Annotated in this window: 11 protein-coding genes and 1 pseudogene; 4 read left to right on the top strand and 8 right to left on the bottom strand. The window is 74.0% G+C overall.

From position 1 onward, the window contains the following. Nucleotide 1: 1 nt before the first annotated feature. Nucleotides 2–373 carry a VOC family protein gene (locus AB0C26_RS32065; RefSeq protein WP_360255107.1) on the bottom strand — a complete coding sequence of 124 codons (372 nt, stop codon included), beginning with the start codon at nucleotides 371–373 and terminating at the stop codon, nucleotides 2–4. Nucleotides 374–399: 26 nt separating this feature from the next. Further along, entirely contained in the window at nucleotides 400–909 is a 510-nt protein-coding gene (locus AB0C26_RS32060; protein WP_360255104.1) for a hypothetical protein, read from the bottom strand. A gap of 114 nt (nucleotides 910–1,023) precedes the next feature. On the opposite strand from AB0C26_RS32060, the gene AB0C26_RS32055 reads away from it, so the two are divergent. Then, nucleotides 1,024–1,737 (top strand): GNAT family N-acetyltransferase, encoded by a 714-nt coding sequence (locus AB0C26_RS32055; RefSeq protein WP_360255101.1) that lies wholly within the window; start codon nucleotides 1,024–1,026, stop codon nucleotides 1,735–1,737. Here the strand turns inward: AB0C26_RS32055 and AB0C26_RS32050 are convergent, their stop codons facing one another. Then, a complete protein-coding gene (locus AB0C26_RS32050; protein WP_360255099.1) occupies nucleotides 1,738–4,206 on the bottom strand; it encodes a LuxR C-terminal-related transcriptional regulator in 2,469 nt (822 codons plus the stop codon). Between the two features lie 112 nt (nucleotides 4,207–4,318). On the opposite strand from AB0C26_RS32050, the gene AB0C26_RS32045 reads away from it, so the two are divergent. Continuing rightward, entirely contained in the window at nucleotides 4,319–5,554 is a 1,236-nt protein-coding gene (locus AB0C26_RS32045; RefSeq protein WP_360255096.1) for an MFS transporter, read from the top strand. On the opposite strand, the gene AB0C26_RS32040 is transcribed toward AB0C26_RS32045, so the two are convergent. From AB0C26_RS32040 to ilvC, 3 genes and pseudogenes are all read right to left on the bottom strand, one after another. Continuing rightward, a complete protein-coding gene (locus AB0C26_RS32040) occupies nucleotides 5,503–6,999 on the bottom strand; it encodes a GMC family oxidoreductase N-terminal domain-containing protein (RefSeq protein ID WP_360255093.1) in 1,497 nt (498 codons plus the stop codon). The genes AB0C26_RS32045 and AB0C26_RS32040 overlap by 52 nt on opposite strands. Continuing rightward, entirely contained in the window at nucleotides 6,996–7,451 is a 456-nt protein-coding gene (locus tag AB0C26_RS32035; protein WP_360255506.1) for a nitroreductase family deazaflavin-dependent oxidoreductase, read from the bottom strand. Before AB0C26_RS32035 ends, AB0C26_RS32040 begins: the two co-directional genes overlap by 4 nt. Nucleotides 7,452–7,505: 54 nt before the next feature. Beyond that, a pseudogene (ilvC, locus tag AB0C26_RS32030) lies at nucleotides 7,506–8,474 on the bottom strand (ketol-acid reductoisomerase); the annotation flags it as partial. A 220-nt stretch (nucleotides 8,475–8,694) separates the two neighbouring features. Here ilvC and AB0C26_RS32025 point away from each other — a divergent pair. After that, on the top strand, nucleotides 8,695–11,439 hold the full coding sequence (locus tag AB0C26_RS32025; RefSeq protein WP_360255091.1) for a LuxR family transcriptional regulator: 2,745 nt from the start codon (nucleotides 8,695–8,697) through the stop codon (nucleotides 11,437–11,439). On the opposite strand, the gene AB0C26_RS32020 is transcribed toward AB0C26_RS32025, so the two are convergent. After that, nucleotides 11,426–12,847 (bottom strand): Na+/H+ antiporter, encoded by a 1,422-nt coding sequence (locus AB0C26_RS32020; protein ID WP_360255503.1) that lies wholly within the window; start codon nucleotides 12,845–12,847, stop codon nucleotides 11,426–11,428. The genes AB0C26_RS32025 and AB0C26_RS32020 overlap by 14 nt on opposite strands. After that, on the bottom strand, nucleotides 12,844–13,836 hold the full coding sequence (locus tag AB0C26_RS32015; RefSeq protein WP_360255088.1) for a DUF4331 family protein: 993 nt from the start codon (nucleotides 13,834–13,836) through the stop codon (nucleotides 12,844–12,846). The genes AB0C26_RS32020 and AB0C26_RS32015 overlap by 4 nt, the downstream gene beginning before the upstream one ends. A 179-nt stretch (nucleotides 13,837–14,015) precedes the next feature. On the opposite strand from AB0C26_RS32015, the gene AB0C26_RS32010 reads away from it, so the two are divergent. After that, nucleotides 14,016–15,119 carry a helix-turn-helix domain-containing protein gene (locus AB0C26_RS32010; protein WP_360255086.1) on the top strand — a complete coding sequence of 368 codons (1,104 nt, stop codon included), beginning with the start codon at nucleotides 14,016–14,018 and terminating at the stop codon, nucleotides 15,117–15,119. Nucleotides 15,120–15,125: the final 6 nt, after the last annotated feature.

Raw genomic sequence — 15,125 nt, 5'->3', positions numbered from 1 at the left:
TTCAGTCCTTCGGCGCGACCCGGATGCGGTTCCCGTCGGGATCGGCGGCGAGGAAGGTCAGCCCGAATCCCGTGTCGTGCGGCTCGCGCAGGATCGTCACGCCCTTGGACTGCCACTGCTGGAAGAGCGCGGTGATCTCGTCGGGTCCTCCGCCGCCGATGGCCAGGCAGACCTCGCTGGTACGCGGCACGGTCGGCGACAGATCCTCGTACTGGCCGGACCACAGAGCGAGCTGAGCGCCCGGCCCGAGGTCGAAGGTGATGTAGGCCGGCGTCTCCAGCGAAGGGCTGAGGCCGAGCAGATCGCCGTAGAAGCGGGCGGCGGCGGGAGCGTCGTTCACGTAGACGATGGACACGACGGAGGTGGTGGTCATGGGCGTCATTGTCTCCTGAACTCGTTTCAACGGAGCCGGTGCCGAACAGAGCTCGCCTGCACGGCGCCGGTCTCGATGAGGTTCTCGTCCAGGCCGTTGGCGATCTCCAGACGGCCCTCGTCGAACGTGAACTCCACGGCCACCGTGCCCGCGGCCAGATCGGGGCGCGGTGGCCGCCATTCCAGGAGCGCGACTTCGCGCAGTTCCCGCCCGGCGAGCGGTTCGAGCCGGTCGTCCCGGCGCGACCACGCGGGTGTCAGATCCAGCGACTCCCAGCCGGTGATGGCCGCCCCGGTGTCGATCGTGTCCCAGCCGATCCAGAGCTCGGCGAACTTCGTGTGGCAGACCTCCACCTGAACCCCGTCGAAGTCCAGGACCACCGGGCACTCGGCGTACCAGTCCCCGTCCTCGACGAACCGCACCACGGCGAACCCCGTCAGCCGCCGCCCGACGAGCCCGGCCAGGCGCGACCCGTGCGCCCGCCGCACCGCGTCGAGCCCCACCAGGAACGACGGCTCATAACCTGCGATACCCATATACACAGCACCGGATTCTCCCGCCTGGCGCCGCGATCCACGGCCCCCGGACGGGGAGGAAAAGAGAGTCGAATGACCCATGCTGGCCGAGCCCGCGGTGGGGACGATCGGTGGGTGGAAAACCTCGATGTCCAACTAGCCGCCAACCGTGCCTACCTCGAGGGATGGTCGGTCGACACACGCGACGACCCGCTCACCTATCGCAGCGGGGTGCCGCACCCGACGCTCAACGGCGTTCTCCGGGTGCTCGATGCGGACCCGGCCCGGGCGTACGAGCGTGCCCGCACCCGCCTGTCCGGCGTGCCCTGGATCTGGTGGGTGGGGCCGGACAGCACTCCCGGCACGGCCGAGGCGCTGATCGGGCTGGGCGCCACCGAACTGGTCCGGGCGCCCATCATGGCGGTCGAGGCGGACCGGGTGGCCGACGTGCCCACCGCGGTGAGCGTCGGGGTGACCGAGGACGTCGAGGAGTTCGTCACCGCGTACGCCCGAGTCTCGGGGATCGTCCCCGAAGGTGTGGCGGCGGCGGTCGAACGGGAGAAGTCCTTCGACGGGCGCGTGGTGCGTGTGGCCGGGCGGGTGGAGGGCCGCATCGCCGGTACCGCCGAGATCTGGTTCAGCCACGGCCTGGCCACGCTGTACTTCGTCGGCACGCAGCCCGATCGGCGGCGCCGGGGGATCGCGGCCGCGGTGACCCGGGCCGCGGTCCGGCTGGCGTACGAGCGCGGCGCGCGCACGGTCAGCCTCACGTCGAGCGTGATGGCTGTGCCGCTCTACCGCGCCCTGGGCTTCCACGAGATCGGCGAGTACCGGCTGCTCACCTTCTGATCACGGGAGGGCGTCGCGCAGGGCCGCGCGCGTGCTGATGCCGAGCTTGCGGAAGGCGCCGTGCAGGTGGCTGCCGACCGTGCGCGGTGACAGCAGCAGGCGCGCGGCGATCTCCTTGTTGGTCAGGCCCGTGGCGGCGAGCCGGGCGATCTCGGTCTCCTGGCCGGTCAGCCGGATGTTGGTGGTGGCCGACGACTGGCGGCGCCGGCCGGTGGCCTGGAGCTCGGCCTCGGCGCGGGCCGCCCAGGGCCGAGCGCCCAGCTCCTCGAAGGTCTCGGCGGCCGCCGCCAACTGCTGCCGGGCGCGGACCGCCTGCCGGTTGCGCCGTAGCCGTTCGCCGTACAGCAACTGGACCCGGGCGATGTCGAAGCGGTAGCGGGCGGCGGACGGGGTCGCCAGCGCCTGCTCGAACAACAGATCCGCGTCGCCGGCGACGGCGGCGGCCGCGGCGACGTGCAGGGCCAGCCGGGGCGAAATGCTCGCGACGTCCGTGCCGGCGAGCGCTTCGGCGTGGGCCCGCGCTTCGGCCCGGTGGCCGCTGCGGGCCGCGGCCTCGGCCACGTCGAGCAGCACCCACATGACGTGCGGCGACGTGCGGGGCAGCGTGCCGGGCGCCATGATCTCGGCGAGCTCGGTGTAGGCGCGCTGATAGTCGCCACGGGCCAGCGCGGACAGTCCTTCGAGGTGGTGGCCCAGGATCCGACCGATCCCGGAGTCGCGGGGCGCGGTCCACCGGACCGGCTCGCCTCGGCCGGCGGCGACCAGAGCCCGGGTGAACCCGCCGGTCGCGAGGTACCGGCCGTACCCGTACCGGCCGCTCAACTCCATGATCTCCGCCGCGGTGCCCTCGACCCGGTCCCAGGCGCCGGTCAGCCAGTCCTCGCCGGCCAGCGAGACCAGGGCGTGCAGGGCCGCGGCGACGGCTCCGCCACGCCGGCCGTTCTCGGCCACGCGTTCGAGGGCGGCCCGGGCGCGGGGAACCCGGTCGACGTAGGCGGCGGCCATGCCGAGCCGCACCGCGAGCTGAGGGCCGGCGGCCTCGTCGATGAGCGCGTCCAGGGCGGGCATGGCGGCGGCCGCAGTGGCGAGGGGATTCTGGAGTACGGCGAGGCACACGTCCACCGTGGACGAGTTCTGCGGCCGGTGCTCGCCGACCGTCGCCCACAGATCGGTCCGGGCGGCGCTCCAGCAGACCGGCATCAACGTGTGCAGCGCGTCCTCGACGTCGCGCGCGGGCGCGCCGGGGTTCGCCGTCAACGCCTCGGCCAGCATCCGGTGGACGCCGAGAACCGAGCCACCCTCGTCGTAGACCAGCCGGGCCGCGGTGACGGCGGCCCGCAGCGACCCGGTGGCGCCGATCTCGCGGACGGCCCGCGCCGCCTCGCCCAGCCGGCCGCCCAGCTCCAGGCCGACATAGGCGGCGTCCATGAGCCGGTCGGCCCGCGCCGGGCCGGCGCCGCTCAGCTCGGCCGCCCGGCTGACCAGCTCGACACCGCCGGCCACGTCGCCGCGGGCCAGCAGCAGCCGCCCGGCGTGCTCGATCTCGGCCGCGACGGCCTCGTCCGGGTCGACGGTCGCCTCGGCCAGGTGCCGGGCTCGCCGGACCGGATCCTCGCGGTACCGTTCGGCCAGCGCGGCGTGGGCCCGCTGCCGGGCGGCCGCGGTCGACGACTCGATGACCGCGACCCGGGTCAGCGGATGACGGAAGCGGGCCCCGGCCGGCTCCGGGTCGCCGCCGAGTGCGGCCCGCAGCAACGACTCCTGGGTGGCCGCGGGCAGCTCGGCGATCTCCCGCCGCAGCCTGGTCACCAGGCGGGAGGCCAGCGGGGTCCAGCTCGACGTGCTGCCCCGGGCCGGCAGCAAGGTCAGGGCGAGCGGGTTGCCGCGTGCCTCGGCCAGCACCCGGCGCCGCGCCCCGTACGACAGGCCGGGCCGCCGCTGGTCGAGCAGCCGGGCGCTGGACTCGTCGTCGAGGGCGCCGACAGCCAGCCGCCGGCCGAAGGGAATCGGCCCGGGCGGCACGGCGCGCTGCGCGCCCAGCAGCCGGAAGCCCGCGCCGGGCAGCCGCCCGGCCGCCGTCGCGATCACCTCGGCGCTCATGCGGTCCAGCCCGGGCGCGTCGTCCACCACGAGCAGCCCCGGTCCGGCCTTGCCCAGCACCGACAGCAGCGCCTCGGCGATCTCCGGAATGCTCGGCTGGGACCCGGTGTCCAGGCCGAGACAGACGGCCAGCGCCGGCTCGGACTCGGGCCCGGCGCCCAGCAGCAGCTGGTTGAGGGCGGCGAAGCCGATCTCCGACTCGAACTCGACGCCGGCGCAGCGCAGCACCGTCAGCCCGGCCTCCGCGGCCCGGCGGGCGGCCTCGTCCAGCAGGGCGGTCTTGCCGATGCCGGGGTCACCGACGACGAGGACCGCGGCGCCGTCCTCGATCTGCCGCAACTCGCGGTCCCGGCCCACCAACGTCATCATCGCCGTCCACGCTAGGCACCGCCCGGGCCGGTCCGCACTATGTCGTACGCCGCAGTGAACATAGGTCAAATGACCGGTGCCGCCGGCCGCCGATCGGCGCAGAGTGGGCCCGATGACGCGGATCAAAGCAGCGAGCTGCGTGGGCACCACCATCGAGTTCTACGACTTCTTCATCTACGGCACCGCGGCCGCCCTGGTCTTTCCCCAGGTGTTCTTCCCGGCGCTGGGCGGCGCGGCCGGCACCGTCGCCTCGTTCGCGACGTACGCCGTGGCCTTCGTGGCCCGCCCGATGGGCTCCGTCGTCTTCGGCCACTTCGGCGACCGCTACGGCCCGCGCCCGGCCCTGGTGGCGACCCTGCTCACGATGGGCCTCGCGACCTTCGCGATCGGCGTGCTGCCGGGCGCGACCGTCCTTGGCGTGGCCGCCCCGATCATTCTGGTCGTCCTACGGTTCGTCCAGGGTCTGGCCGTGGGCGGTGAGTGGGCGGGCGCGGTCCTGCTGGCCACGGGCGCCGCCCCCGCCGGTTCGCGCGGCTGGGCGGCGGTGTTCCCGCAGCTCGGCCCCCCGCTGGCGTTCGGCCTGGCCAATCTGAGTTTCCTGGGCCTGCTCCAGGTCAGCTGGCGAATCCCGTTCCTGCTCTCGATCGTCCTGGTCGGCGTGGGTCTCTACGTGCGGCACGGCCTCCCATCGACTGACCTTCCGGGCGGGGAACGCCGGCGGTCGCCGCTGCGGGAGGTCTTCGCCGGCCAGCCGCGCCAGGTCATCCTGGGCGGGCTGGCCCAGACCATGCCGTTCGCCTTCTTCTTCACCGGCACGGCCTTTCTGACCGGCTACGGGACGCGGGCCGGGCTCGAGCGGCCGGTGGTGCTCGGCATCGGCGCCGGGGTCGCGCTGCTCTTCGGCGGGGTCGTCGCGCTGGCCGGCGCCTGGTCGGACCGGGTCGGCCGCCGCCGGCCGATCGTCGTGGCCTGCGTGCTGGCCCTGCTGTGGGCGCCCGTGCTGTTCCCGGTGATCGATCTCGGCGGACCGGTCGCCTTCGCGGCCGGGCTCGCCGTGACCCTTTCCATTTTCGGGCTGGCCTACGGCCCGGTCGGCTCCTACCTGCCCGAGCTGTTCCGCCCCGGCCATCGCTACACCGGAGCCGGCGTGGCCTACAACCTGGGCGCGGTCGTCGGCGGGGCGATTCCGGCGCTGGCCGCCCCCGCCCTCGCCGCCGCCCACGGCGGCGAGGCCGTGGGCGGGATGCTCGCGCTGACCGCCCTGATCTCGCTGGCGTGTCTGCTCGCGTTGCCGTCCTACGCGCCGGAGCCGGCGATCAGGTCGGAGGCGCGCTCGGCGATCGCGTAGACGGTGGCGTTGGTGTTGCCCGAGGGCAGTGACGGCATCACCGACGCGTCGACGACGCGCAGGCCGGTCACACCGCGGACGCGCAGCTCGCCGTCGACCACGGAGGCGGGGTCGTCGCCCATCCGGCAGGTGCCGGCGAAGTGGTTGTACGGGCGGAGGTTGTCCCGGGCGTACTCGTACAGATCCCGGTCCCCGGGCTGGGCCTCCCGGCTCCGCCAGTCCTTCAGCGCCGTCGTGTCACCCAGCTCACGCGCGATCCGCAGCCCCCGCACCATCGCCTCCAGATCTTCCGGTGCCGTGTAGTAGCCGGGATCGACCAGCGGCGTGGAGCCGGGCCGGGCGTCGGCCAGCCGTACGCTGCCTCGGCTGTGCGGGGTCATCACCGACACCCCGATGGTGTAGCCCCGGTCCAGCTCCGGACCGTCCAGGCCGTCCCGCCGCAGCGGCACGTCGACCATCATGATCTGCAGGTCCGGGCCGTCGAGCCCGTCCCGGCTGCGGACCGCGCCCTGCACCTCGCCGTGATTGTTGGCCGCCGGCGGAACGGTGCGCGCCGCCTCGTAGACGACGCCGGACAGCGGATGGTCCTGCAGGTTCCGGCCGACCGCCGGCACGTCGGCCCGGACCGGGATGCCGTGGCGGCGCAGGTCGGCGGCCGGGCCGATCCCCGAGAGCATGAGCAGCTGGGGCGAGCCGATCGCGCCCGCGCTGACCACGACCTCGCGGGCGGCGCTCGCGGTGGTCAGCGGCCCGTCGCCGGCGCGGTATTCGACACCGGTGCAGCGCTCACCGGCGAACAGCAGGCGGTGGACCAGGACGCCGGTGCGGATGTCCAGGTTGGCGCGGTCTTTCGCCGGGAGCAGGTACGCCGTCGCCGCGTCCGACCGCCGCCCGTCGGCGATGCTCAGGTCGGCCCAGCCGAAGCCCTCCCGCAAACCGGAGGAGTAGTCCCGCACAACCGGCCGGCCCACCTCGGTGACGGCCTCCAGGAAGGCGGTCGACAGGGGGTGCCTGGTCACGGCGGGCCCGACGCGCAGGGGGCCGTGCATGCCGCGGATCGCCGGGTCGCGGTCGGCGATCCCGCTCAGGTTCTCGTTGCGTTTGAAGTAGGGCAGGAGATCGTCGTACGACCAGCCGTGGTAGCTGCTGGGGTGCCCGCGCATGAAGGACATGGCGTTGATCGTCGAGCTGCCGCCCAGGGCCCGCCCGCGCGGCACGGAGACCGTCCGGTCGCCGGCGGCGGTCTGCGGAACCGAGTGGCCGCCCCAGTTCGCGGAGGTTCCCTCCAGCGCCGGCCAGGCCGGGGGCACCGCCATCAGCGGAAGCGGCTCGGCGTCGCCCGCCTCCAGGAGCAGCACCCGGGCCGTGCCGCTCTCGGACAGCCGGGCGGCGAGGACGGAGCCGGCCGAGCCGGCCCCCACGATGATGTAGTCGAAGTCGGTCATGGGGTTTCCTCCGGGGTCAGCACCAGCACGGGGATGTGGCGATCGGTCCGGGCCAGGTAGTCGGTGAAGGAGGGCCAGACGGCGGCGGCGCGCGACCACCACAGGTCACGCTCGGCCCCCTCGACCTCGGTGGCGGTGAACCGGCCGTGGGCCGTGCCGTCCCACAACTCGACCGAGGGGTGGGCGACCGCGTTGTGGTACCAGGCGGGGTTGCGGGTGTTGCCGCCCTTGGAGGCGATGACCGCGTACCGGCCGTCGTGTTCGACCCGGATGAGCGGGGTGCGGACCTCGCGGCCGCTGCGCGCGCCGCGCGTGGTCAACACGATCAGCGGGGCGGCGATGTCGCCCAGCACGGCCTTGATGGCGTCGGTGGTGCCCGCCTCGTCCGCGGTCGACAGCAGCCGCGACTGGTCGTAGCGCCAGCCGTCGTCCGGCACCGCGGCCAGGTCCATGTCGGCGGTGGGCTGTTCGGGCTCGGGCTCGGGCTCGGGGGAGGGCGACGGCACGCGCAGGCGTACCCCGACCTCCTCGATGGGGTGCGTGGCCGCGGCCTGCCGCATCTTCTGCAGGCGCGGGCTGCCGTGCTCCACGTCGTCGATCAGCTCGGCCGCGAACGTGCCGTTGCGGATCTCGTTGAGGACCCAGCGCATCTCGTCGCGTACCCGGCCGTCGATGATGCGGGGGCCGCGCGTGTAGTCGCCGAACTCGGCCGTGTCGGAGATGCTGTGCCGCATGGCCGTGAGGCCGCCCTCGTAGACGAGGTCCACGATCAGCTTCAGCTCGTGCAGGCATTCGAAGTAGGCGAGCTCGGGCGTGTACCCGGCCTCGGTGAGCACCTCGAAGCCGGCCGTGACCAGGGCGGTGAGGCCACCGGCGAGCACGGCCTGCTCGCCGAACAGGTCGGTCTCGGTCTCGTCGGCGAAGGTGGTGCGCAAGGCGCCGGCACGGGTGCCGCCGATCGCTTTGGCGTACGACAGGGCGAGCGGCCAGGCCCCGCCGGTGGCGTCCTGTTCCACGGCGACGAGCACGGGCACGCCACGGCCGTCGGCGAACTGACGCCGTACGAGATGACCCGGCCCCTTGGGCGCGACCAGCACCACGTCGACGTCGGCCGGCGGCGTGACGAGCCCGAACCGGATGGCGAAGCCGTGGGCGAACAGCAGCGCCTTGCCGGCCGTGAGGTGCGGCTCGATCGACTCGGCGTAGAGGCGCCGCTGGGCGGTGTCCGGCGCGAGCACCATGATCACGTCAGCCCAGGCGCAGGCCTCGGCCGGCGGGAGGACGGTCAGGCCCTGCTCCTCGGCGGCGGCGCGGCTCGCCGAGCCGGATCGGAGCCCGACGACCACCTCGACGCCGGAGTCCCGTAGCGACAGGGCGTGCGCGTGCCCCTGGCTTCCGTAACCGATGACGGCGACCCGGCGGCCCTGAACAACCGACAGGTCGGCGTCGTCGTCGTAATAGACCTCGACGGTCATCTCTTTCCTCACATCTGGCCGTTGACAGCGGGCGTTTCGCAAATTACTGGCGGGATGACACCGGAAAACAGGTGCAAGATCGACATCGGGCGAGGCCGCCGGTGGAGGAAGCCCACATTCGGGGCGTCGTCTCGAGGCGCCGCCTCGCCCGGTGGAACGGGTAATCGAGTAGGTCATCTGACCGACGCAGCATCCCGCGTCGGCCGCTAGCTTCCAGGACGTGCAACTGGTAGGCCGTGAACGCGAAATGGAGTCCCTGACCGCCTTCCTGGAGAGGGCCGCCGGCCACGGCGCGGTACGCCTGCTCTACGGCGACCCCGGGGTGGGCAAGAGCGTCCTCCTGGACGCCGCGGCGGCCCTCGCCGAGCGGGCGGGAACACACGTGCTGCGCGCCACGGGCACCGAGTTCGAGGCGGACGTGAGCTATGCCGCCCTGGTCGAGCTCCTGGCTCCTCTGACGCGCGACATCGGCCGGTTGCCCTCCCTGTACGCCGACGCGCTGGGCGCCGCCCTCGGCGTGGGCTTCGTCCCGGCGCCGTCGGGGCCGCCCGCGGCGGCCGGCGGGCCCGCGCCGTCGCGGCTCGTGCTGGGTAACGCGGTGCTGGCTCTGCTTCGTGCCGGCGCGGCCGAGCGGCCGCTGTTGCTTGTCGTGGACGACCTTCCCTGGATCGACCGGGCCAGCGCGACCATCCTCGGCTTCGTCGCCCGGCGCCTGGCCGGGTCCCGCGTCGGGCTGCTGGCGGCGTCACGGACCGGCGAGATCAGCCACTTCGAGCGGGCCGGCCTGCCCGAGGAGGGTGTCGAGCCGCTGGCGCCGGCGGCGGCCCGGCACCTCGTCGACGTCCGGCATCCGCGCCTGCCCGGCCGGATCCGGAGCCGGCTGATGGCCGAGGCCGACGGCAACCCTCTCGCGCTGCTCGAACTCGCCGGCACCCTGAGCGGCGAACGGCGGCCCCCGGACGTCCTGCCACTCAGCGACCGGCTGCGAGCGGCGTTCACCGTTCGGCTCGGTGGCCTGCCCACCTCCACCCGGCGGCTGTTGCTGCTGGCCGCCCTCGACCAGTCCATCGACCTGATGATCCTGCGCCGCGCCGCTCAGGACGTGGCCCAGGGGCTGGGCGCGGCGGAGCGGGAGCAGCTGATCGAGGTGAGGCCGGCGGCGAATCGGCTGCGGTTCCGGCACCCGCTCATGCGGTCGGCGGTCGTCGAGCTGGCCACACCGGCCGAGCGGCGGGAGGCCCACACGGTGCTGGCCGGGTTGCTCGCGGACGATCCCGAGCGCCGCGCCTGGCATCTGGCGGCCGCCACCGAGGAATCCGATGAAAAGGTGGCCGCGCTGCTCGAAGACGTCGCCCGCCGGGTGCTTCGCCGTGGCGACGCCTCGGGTGCGGTCACCGCGCTCACCCGGGCCGCCGAGCTCAGCCCGGCGCCGCGGGATCGCAGCCGGCGGCTGGCCGAGGCGGCCTATCTCGGCGCCGACATCACCGGTGAGCTCGGCAGCGCCTCCCGGCTCCTGGCCGACGCCCGGCGGGTCGATCCGGCGCTCGGTGGGTCGCTGCACGCCGCCGCGGCCGCCGCCTACATGCTCGTCAACGGCGACGGTGACGTCGAGACCGCGCACGCCGTCCTCGTCGGGGCCATCGAAGCCGCCGGGCCGGAGCTGGACGCGGGCAACGACGATCTGATCGAGGCCCTGCACACGCTTCTGCTCGTCTGCTGGTGGGCCGGCCGCACGGAACTGTGGGCGCCCCTGCATGACTTCGTCGGCCGGCTCACCCCGGCCGTGCCCGAGCAGCTGGACCTTCAGATCCGCGCCTTCCCCGACACCGCCCGGTCCACCGCGCGCGACCGGGCCGGCCTTCTCGCCGCCATCGCCCAGCAGGACGAGGAGTTCGAGCCCAACCGGATCATCCGGATCAACACGTCGTCGGTCTATCTCGACCTTCTCGGCGGCTGCCGGGCCGGGGCCTGGCGGCTCGTGGAGGACGGCCGGGCCGGTGGCGCTGTGCGCAGCAGCCTGGGCGCGCTCATGCACCTGTGCCTCGACGATTTCGTGACCGGGCGGTGGGCCGAGGGGCAGGAGCTCGCCGACGAAGGCCTCGCCCTGTGCCGCAGCCACAACTACGACTTCATCGTCTGGTACTTCCTCTATCACCAGGGCGTCCTGGCCGCCGTGCGCGGCGACCACCTGGCGGCGGCCCGCTGGGCCGACGAGCTGACCGACGTCGCCGAGCGGCGCCACGCGCGGGGAGCGGCGCGGTTCGCCCATCAGGCCCGGGCCCTGTCGGCCCTCGGCCGGGGTGATCACGAGGCGGCGTTCCGGCACGCGAGCGGCCTGAGCCCGGCCGGCGAGCTGGCCCCGTACACCCCGCACGCTCTCTGGGTCGTCCTCGACCTGGTCGAATCCGCATGGCACACCGGGCGCCGAGCGGAGGCCCGCGCCCACGTCGAGGCGATGCGGGCCGCCCGGCTGCCGGAGATCTCGCCGCGGCTGGCGCTGCTCACGGCCGGGTGCGAGGCGGTGGTGGGTCACGAGGAGCTGTTCGCCGTGGCCGAGGCGACGCCGGGCGCCGGGCAGTGGCCGTTCGATCTGGCCCGGATCCGGCTGCTGCACGCCGAGCGGCTGGTCGGGCGGCGGGCCGTCGTCGAGGCGCGGCCCATCCTGCGGGAAGCGCTCGCCGCCTTCGAGGAGCTCGGGGCCGCGCCGTGGGCCGAACGGGCCCGGCGGGCGCTGCGGGCGGCCGGCGGCGATCAGCGGCAGTCCGGACCGGAAAGCCTGACACCACAGGAGACGCAGATCGCCCGGATGGCCGCCGCCGGCCTCACCAACAAGGAGATCGCGGCCCGGTTGCGGCTGTCGCCGCGATCGGTCGGCGCCCACCTCTACCGGATCTTCCCGAAGCTGGGCATCGGCAAGCGGGCCGCGCTGCGGGACGCGCTGGACCGGGCGCCTACTGGCGCTTGAGAAGGGTCTCCTCGGCGTCCAGCCGCTCCTCGACGTACCGCAGGACGCTGTCGTCGATACGCCCGGCGTCGCGCAGGCCGACCAGCGCCCGGCGCCGGGCCGCGATCACCGCCAGACGCCGATCGGTGTCGCCGTCGCCGTTGGCGGCGACGTGCCGGGCGGCGTCGGCCATCTCGTGCTCGGCCAGGCGCAGCTCGTCGTCGAAGGCGGTGTCGGCCGGCAGCCGGGCCCAGCGCACGACACGGGGGAACAAGGCCGCCTGGACCAGCAGGGTGGCGATGATGACGCCGCAGACGGTGAAGACGATCAGGCCGCGCGACGGGTACGCGGCCGGGATCGACAGGGCCACGGCCAGCGACACCGCGCCCCGGAAGCCGGAGACGCCGCTGACCACCCGGGCCCGGGCCCCGACCCGGCGGGCCCGCTGGCCGGGGCGGCGGTCGAGGGCCCGGATGAGGTACGGGGTGGTGAACAGCCACAGGAAACGGGCACCCACCACGGCGATCGAGGTGGCGGCCACCGCCAGCAGGCCCCGGGTCACGGTCACGCCGGACAGGCCGCGGACCGCCGCGTGTGCCTGCACGCCGATGAGGACGAACAGGGCGCCGTTGAGCAGGAACGTGGCCAGCCCCCAGAACGCGAACGTCTGCTGCCGGGTGCGGGGCTTGCCCAGCCGGGGCCCGGCGTGGCCCATCATCAGGCCGGCCACCACGACCGCGATGACGCCGGAGGCGCGGGCCTGCTCGGCGATCAGGTAGGCCGTGAACGGGATCAGCAGGATGGTCACGTTCTCCAGCGTCGGATCGGTCAGTCGCCGGCGGATGCGGGTGGCGGCCGCGCCCACGAGCGCACCCGTGGCGCAGCCACCCGCGTACGACCAGATCAGCAACCACCCGGTCAGCGCGACGCCCGGGCGGCTCGAACCCACCGCCAGGCCGAAGATGACCAGCGCCGTGCCGTCGTTGACCAGGCTTTCCGCGCGCAGCACGGAGATCGTGCGGCGCGGCAGCGAGCCGGCCAGCGCGCCCACGGCGGTCGCGTCGGTCGGCGCGACCGCCGCCCCCAGCACCCAGGCCGGCCCCCACGGCAGGCCCAGCGCGTGCGCGGTGGCCGCGACGATCGCGGCCGTCGCGGCCACCAGCAGCGTGCTGGTCAGCACGATGACCCGCAGGTTGCTGCGGATCTCGCGCAGGGAGGTGGTCAGGCTCTCCCAGAAGAGCAGGGCCGGCAGGAACAGCAGCAGCACCGCCTCGGGCTCCAGCCGCACCCCGCGCAGCTGCGGGGCGAAGCCGGCCAGCACGCCCAGGCCGACCAGCAACACCGGCGGGGCCAGGCGCAGCCACGGCGACAGGAGGTTGCCGATCAGCAACGCCAGCCCGAGGACGACGACGAGCTCGAGGCTTTTCAGGACGCGGCGGGGACGTAAGGGAACGTCTCCCGCGGCTTGGCCGTGATCGATTCCTTGCCGATGCCCAGGGCGATCGGGGTGTTGGCGGCCAGGCTGAACATGACGTCCGGGGCGTTGTCGGTCAGCGAGCGCCCGTTGAAGCCGGCGAAGCCGAACACGGCCGGCGTTCCGACGGTGTAGGGCAGGATGTTCGGGAACAGGCGGCGGGTGACGGTCTCGGCGTATGCGGCCGGATCCTCCGCGGTGCCGTAGGCGCCCACGATGCCCGCGATCTCCTTGGTCACCAGGTCGCCGTAGACGGCCGGGTCGTCCTTCGGCTCGCCCGCGTTGAGCCGGTCGCCGAGGTCTTCGTTGTACTGGGTGAACAGTGGGTGGATCATCGGCAGGCCGATCCGGTTGATCGAACGCCAGCCGCCGGCGTCGGTCTGCAGCGACGCGACCGCCCAGACGCCGATCCGGCCGCTGACGACCGACTCCGGCAGCTCCAGCACGATCGCGTGGACGGTGTGGCCGGCGAACAGGTTCTTCGCCCGCGCCGGAGTCCAGTCGCCGAGGTCGAGCTTCGTGCCGTCCTGCACGGCGTGGCCCATGGCGTGCAGCACGTCCGGTTCGATCCAGAACGGGTCGCCGGCCTTGCCGGCCCACACCCGCAGGCCGTTGTCCGTGGTGACCTCGGCGCCGGTGACCCCGCTCGCGATCGGCGTCTCGGCGCCGCCGACCTGGACCAGGTCGTAGCGCTGCCGGCCCTCGGCGTCGCGCTCGGCGAAGGTGAACCGGTAGGTGATCTCCTCGACCGCGTCGCCGTTCGTGTCGATCTTGAACTCGTACTTGCCCTCGGGGTGGAAGCCCGGCTCCGGGATGTCACCGGCGATCGAGTGGCAGACGTTGATCACCAGGGCGGTGCCGGTCTCGCCGCGGAACGCGTACAGGTCGGTGATGTCCAGGCGGACGTCCTGCCGCGCGAGCGGCGAATCGAGATGGTGCGACATGGGATTCCTCTCCTCGCTTGCTGTCTCCTCATCGTGTGGCGGCCCCCGGCCGCCGTCTGTCGTGCCGGCCAGTGGTCCGGCGTGGGGTTTTCCCGAGTACGGGGTCAGGGCAGCGTCATGGCCGTCCGCCGTCGCCGGGCCGAGGATCGAACCCGTCGGAGGCAACAGTGGAGGAACACATGACGACGATCGACGCGGACGAGCGGCTGCGGCTGGTCGACGACCTCGTGGCGCTGGTGACCGGCGAGGAGCCGTCGGCCGGCCGGATCGTCCAGCTCCTCGGCCGGCACTTCGGCGGGGAGTGCCGGCTCCTGGACAGCGGCTTCCGGCTGGTCGCGGGCACGGCGCCGCGCGACCCGGAGGGCTTCCGCCGCCGGGTGCGACAGGCCGCCGACACCACGGCGGTCGTCGCCCTCGACCAGGGCCTGCTGGTGCTGGACACCGGCGAGCCGCTGAACGACGAGCGGCGCGTGGACCTCCACCGGGCCGCCCGGCTGGCCGGGCTCGGCCTGCGTCGCCGCGACGAGCTGGCCCGCGCCCACGCCCAGCTCCGCGGCGAGCTGCTCGACGAGTTGCTCGCCGCGCGGGGGCCGTTGCCGCCGGGCGTCAGCGCGCTGGCCGGGCTCCGCGGCTTCGACCTGGACACGCCGTACGTCGTGGTGTGCGTGCGAACCCGCGACGCCCGCGCGGTGACCGACGTGGCCGCGCTCCTTGAAGGCCTGGGCGGCCGGCACGGCGACGCCTCGGTGGCGGTCCTGCCCGGCGACGACCCGGTGGCCATCGGTCACCGGGTCGCCCAGCGCCTGCGGGCCCGCCGGCACGCCCCGGTGGCCATCTGCGTCTCCGACCCGGTGCTCCCGCGCCGCGACGGGCTGGCCGCGGCGGCCGCGGCCGCCGCGCACGGGGCCGAGCTGCTGGCCGCGCTCGGCGTCGACGACCGCGTGGTCACCGCGCACGACCTGGTCGTCTACCGCAAGCTGTTCGACGCCGAGCGGGCCGGAGAGCTGCGCACGTTCGCGCTGGGCACGCTCGAGCCGTTGCTGAGCCACGACCGCGACCACCGCGGCGACCTGCTGCGCACGGTGCGGGTGCTGATGGCCAACAACGGCAACGCGACCCGGGCCGCGCGCGAGCTCTACATTCACCCCAACACCATGGGCAAGAGGCTGGACCGGATCGGGCGGCTGCTCGGTCCGGACTGGCAGAGCGGCCCGTTCAACCTGCACCTCCGGCTGGCCCTGCACCTGCTGGAACTGGGCGCCGACATGGACCGGGCCGCATGACGCTGA

The sequence above is a fragment of the Actinoplanes sp. NPDC048796 genome (assembly GCF_040650035.1).
Taxonomy (GTDB): domain Bacteria; phylum Actinomycetota; class Actinomycetes; order Mycobacteriales; family Micromonosporaceae; genus Actinoplanes.
The sequence above is the reverse complement of the archived record's forward strand: the minus strand, read 5'-3'. Positions and strand labels throughout refer to the sequence as shown.

Coding starts and splice junctions, on each gene's coding strand:
- AB0C26_RS32065 (WP_360255107.1), bottom strand. CDS start 373: ATGACCACCACCTCCGTCGTGTCCATCGTCTACGTGAACGACGCTCCC.
- AB0C26_RS32060 (WP_360255104.1), bottom strand. CDS start 909: ATGGGTATCGCAGGTTATGAGCCGTCGTTCCTGGTGGGGCTCGACGCG.
- AB0C26_RS32050 (WP_360255099.1), bottom strand. CDS start 4,206: ATGATGACGTTGGTGGGCCGGGACCGCGAGTTGCGGCAGATCGAGGAC.
- AB0C26_RS32045 (WP_360255096.1), top strand. CDS start 4,319: ATGACGCGGATCAAAGCAGCGAGCTGCGTGGGCACCACCATCGAGTTC.
- AB0C26_RS32040 (WP_360255093.1), bottom strand. CDS start 6,999: ATGACCGACTTCGACTACATCATCGTGGGGGCCGGCTCGGCCGGCTCC.
- AB0C26_RS32035 (WP_360255506.1), bottom strand. CDS start 7,451: ATGGACCTGGCCGCGGTGCCGGACGACGGCTGGCGCTACGACCAGTCG.
- AB0C26_RS32015 (WP_360255088.1), bottom strand. CDS start 13,836: ATGTCGCACCATCTCGATTCGCCGCTCGCGCGGCAGGACGTCCGCCTG.
- AB0C26_RS32010 (WP_360255086.1), top strand. CDS start 14,016: ATGACGACGATCGACGCGGACGAGCGGCTGCGGCTGGTCGACGACCTC.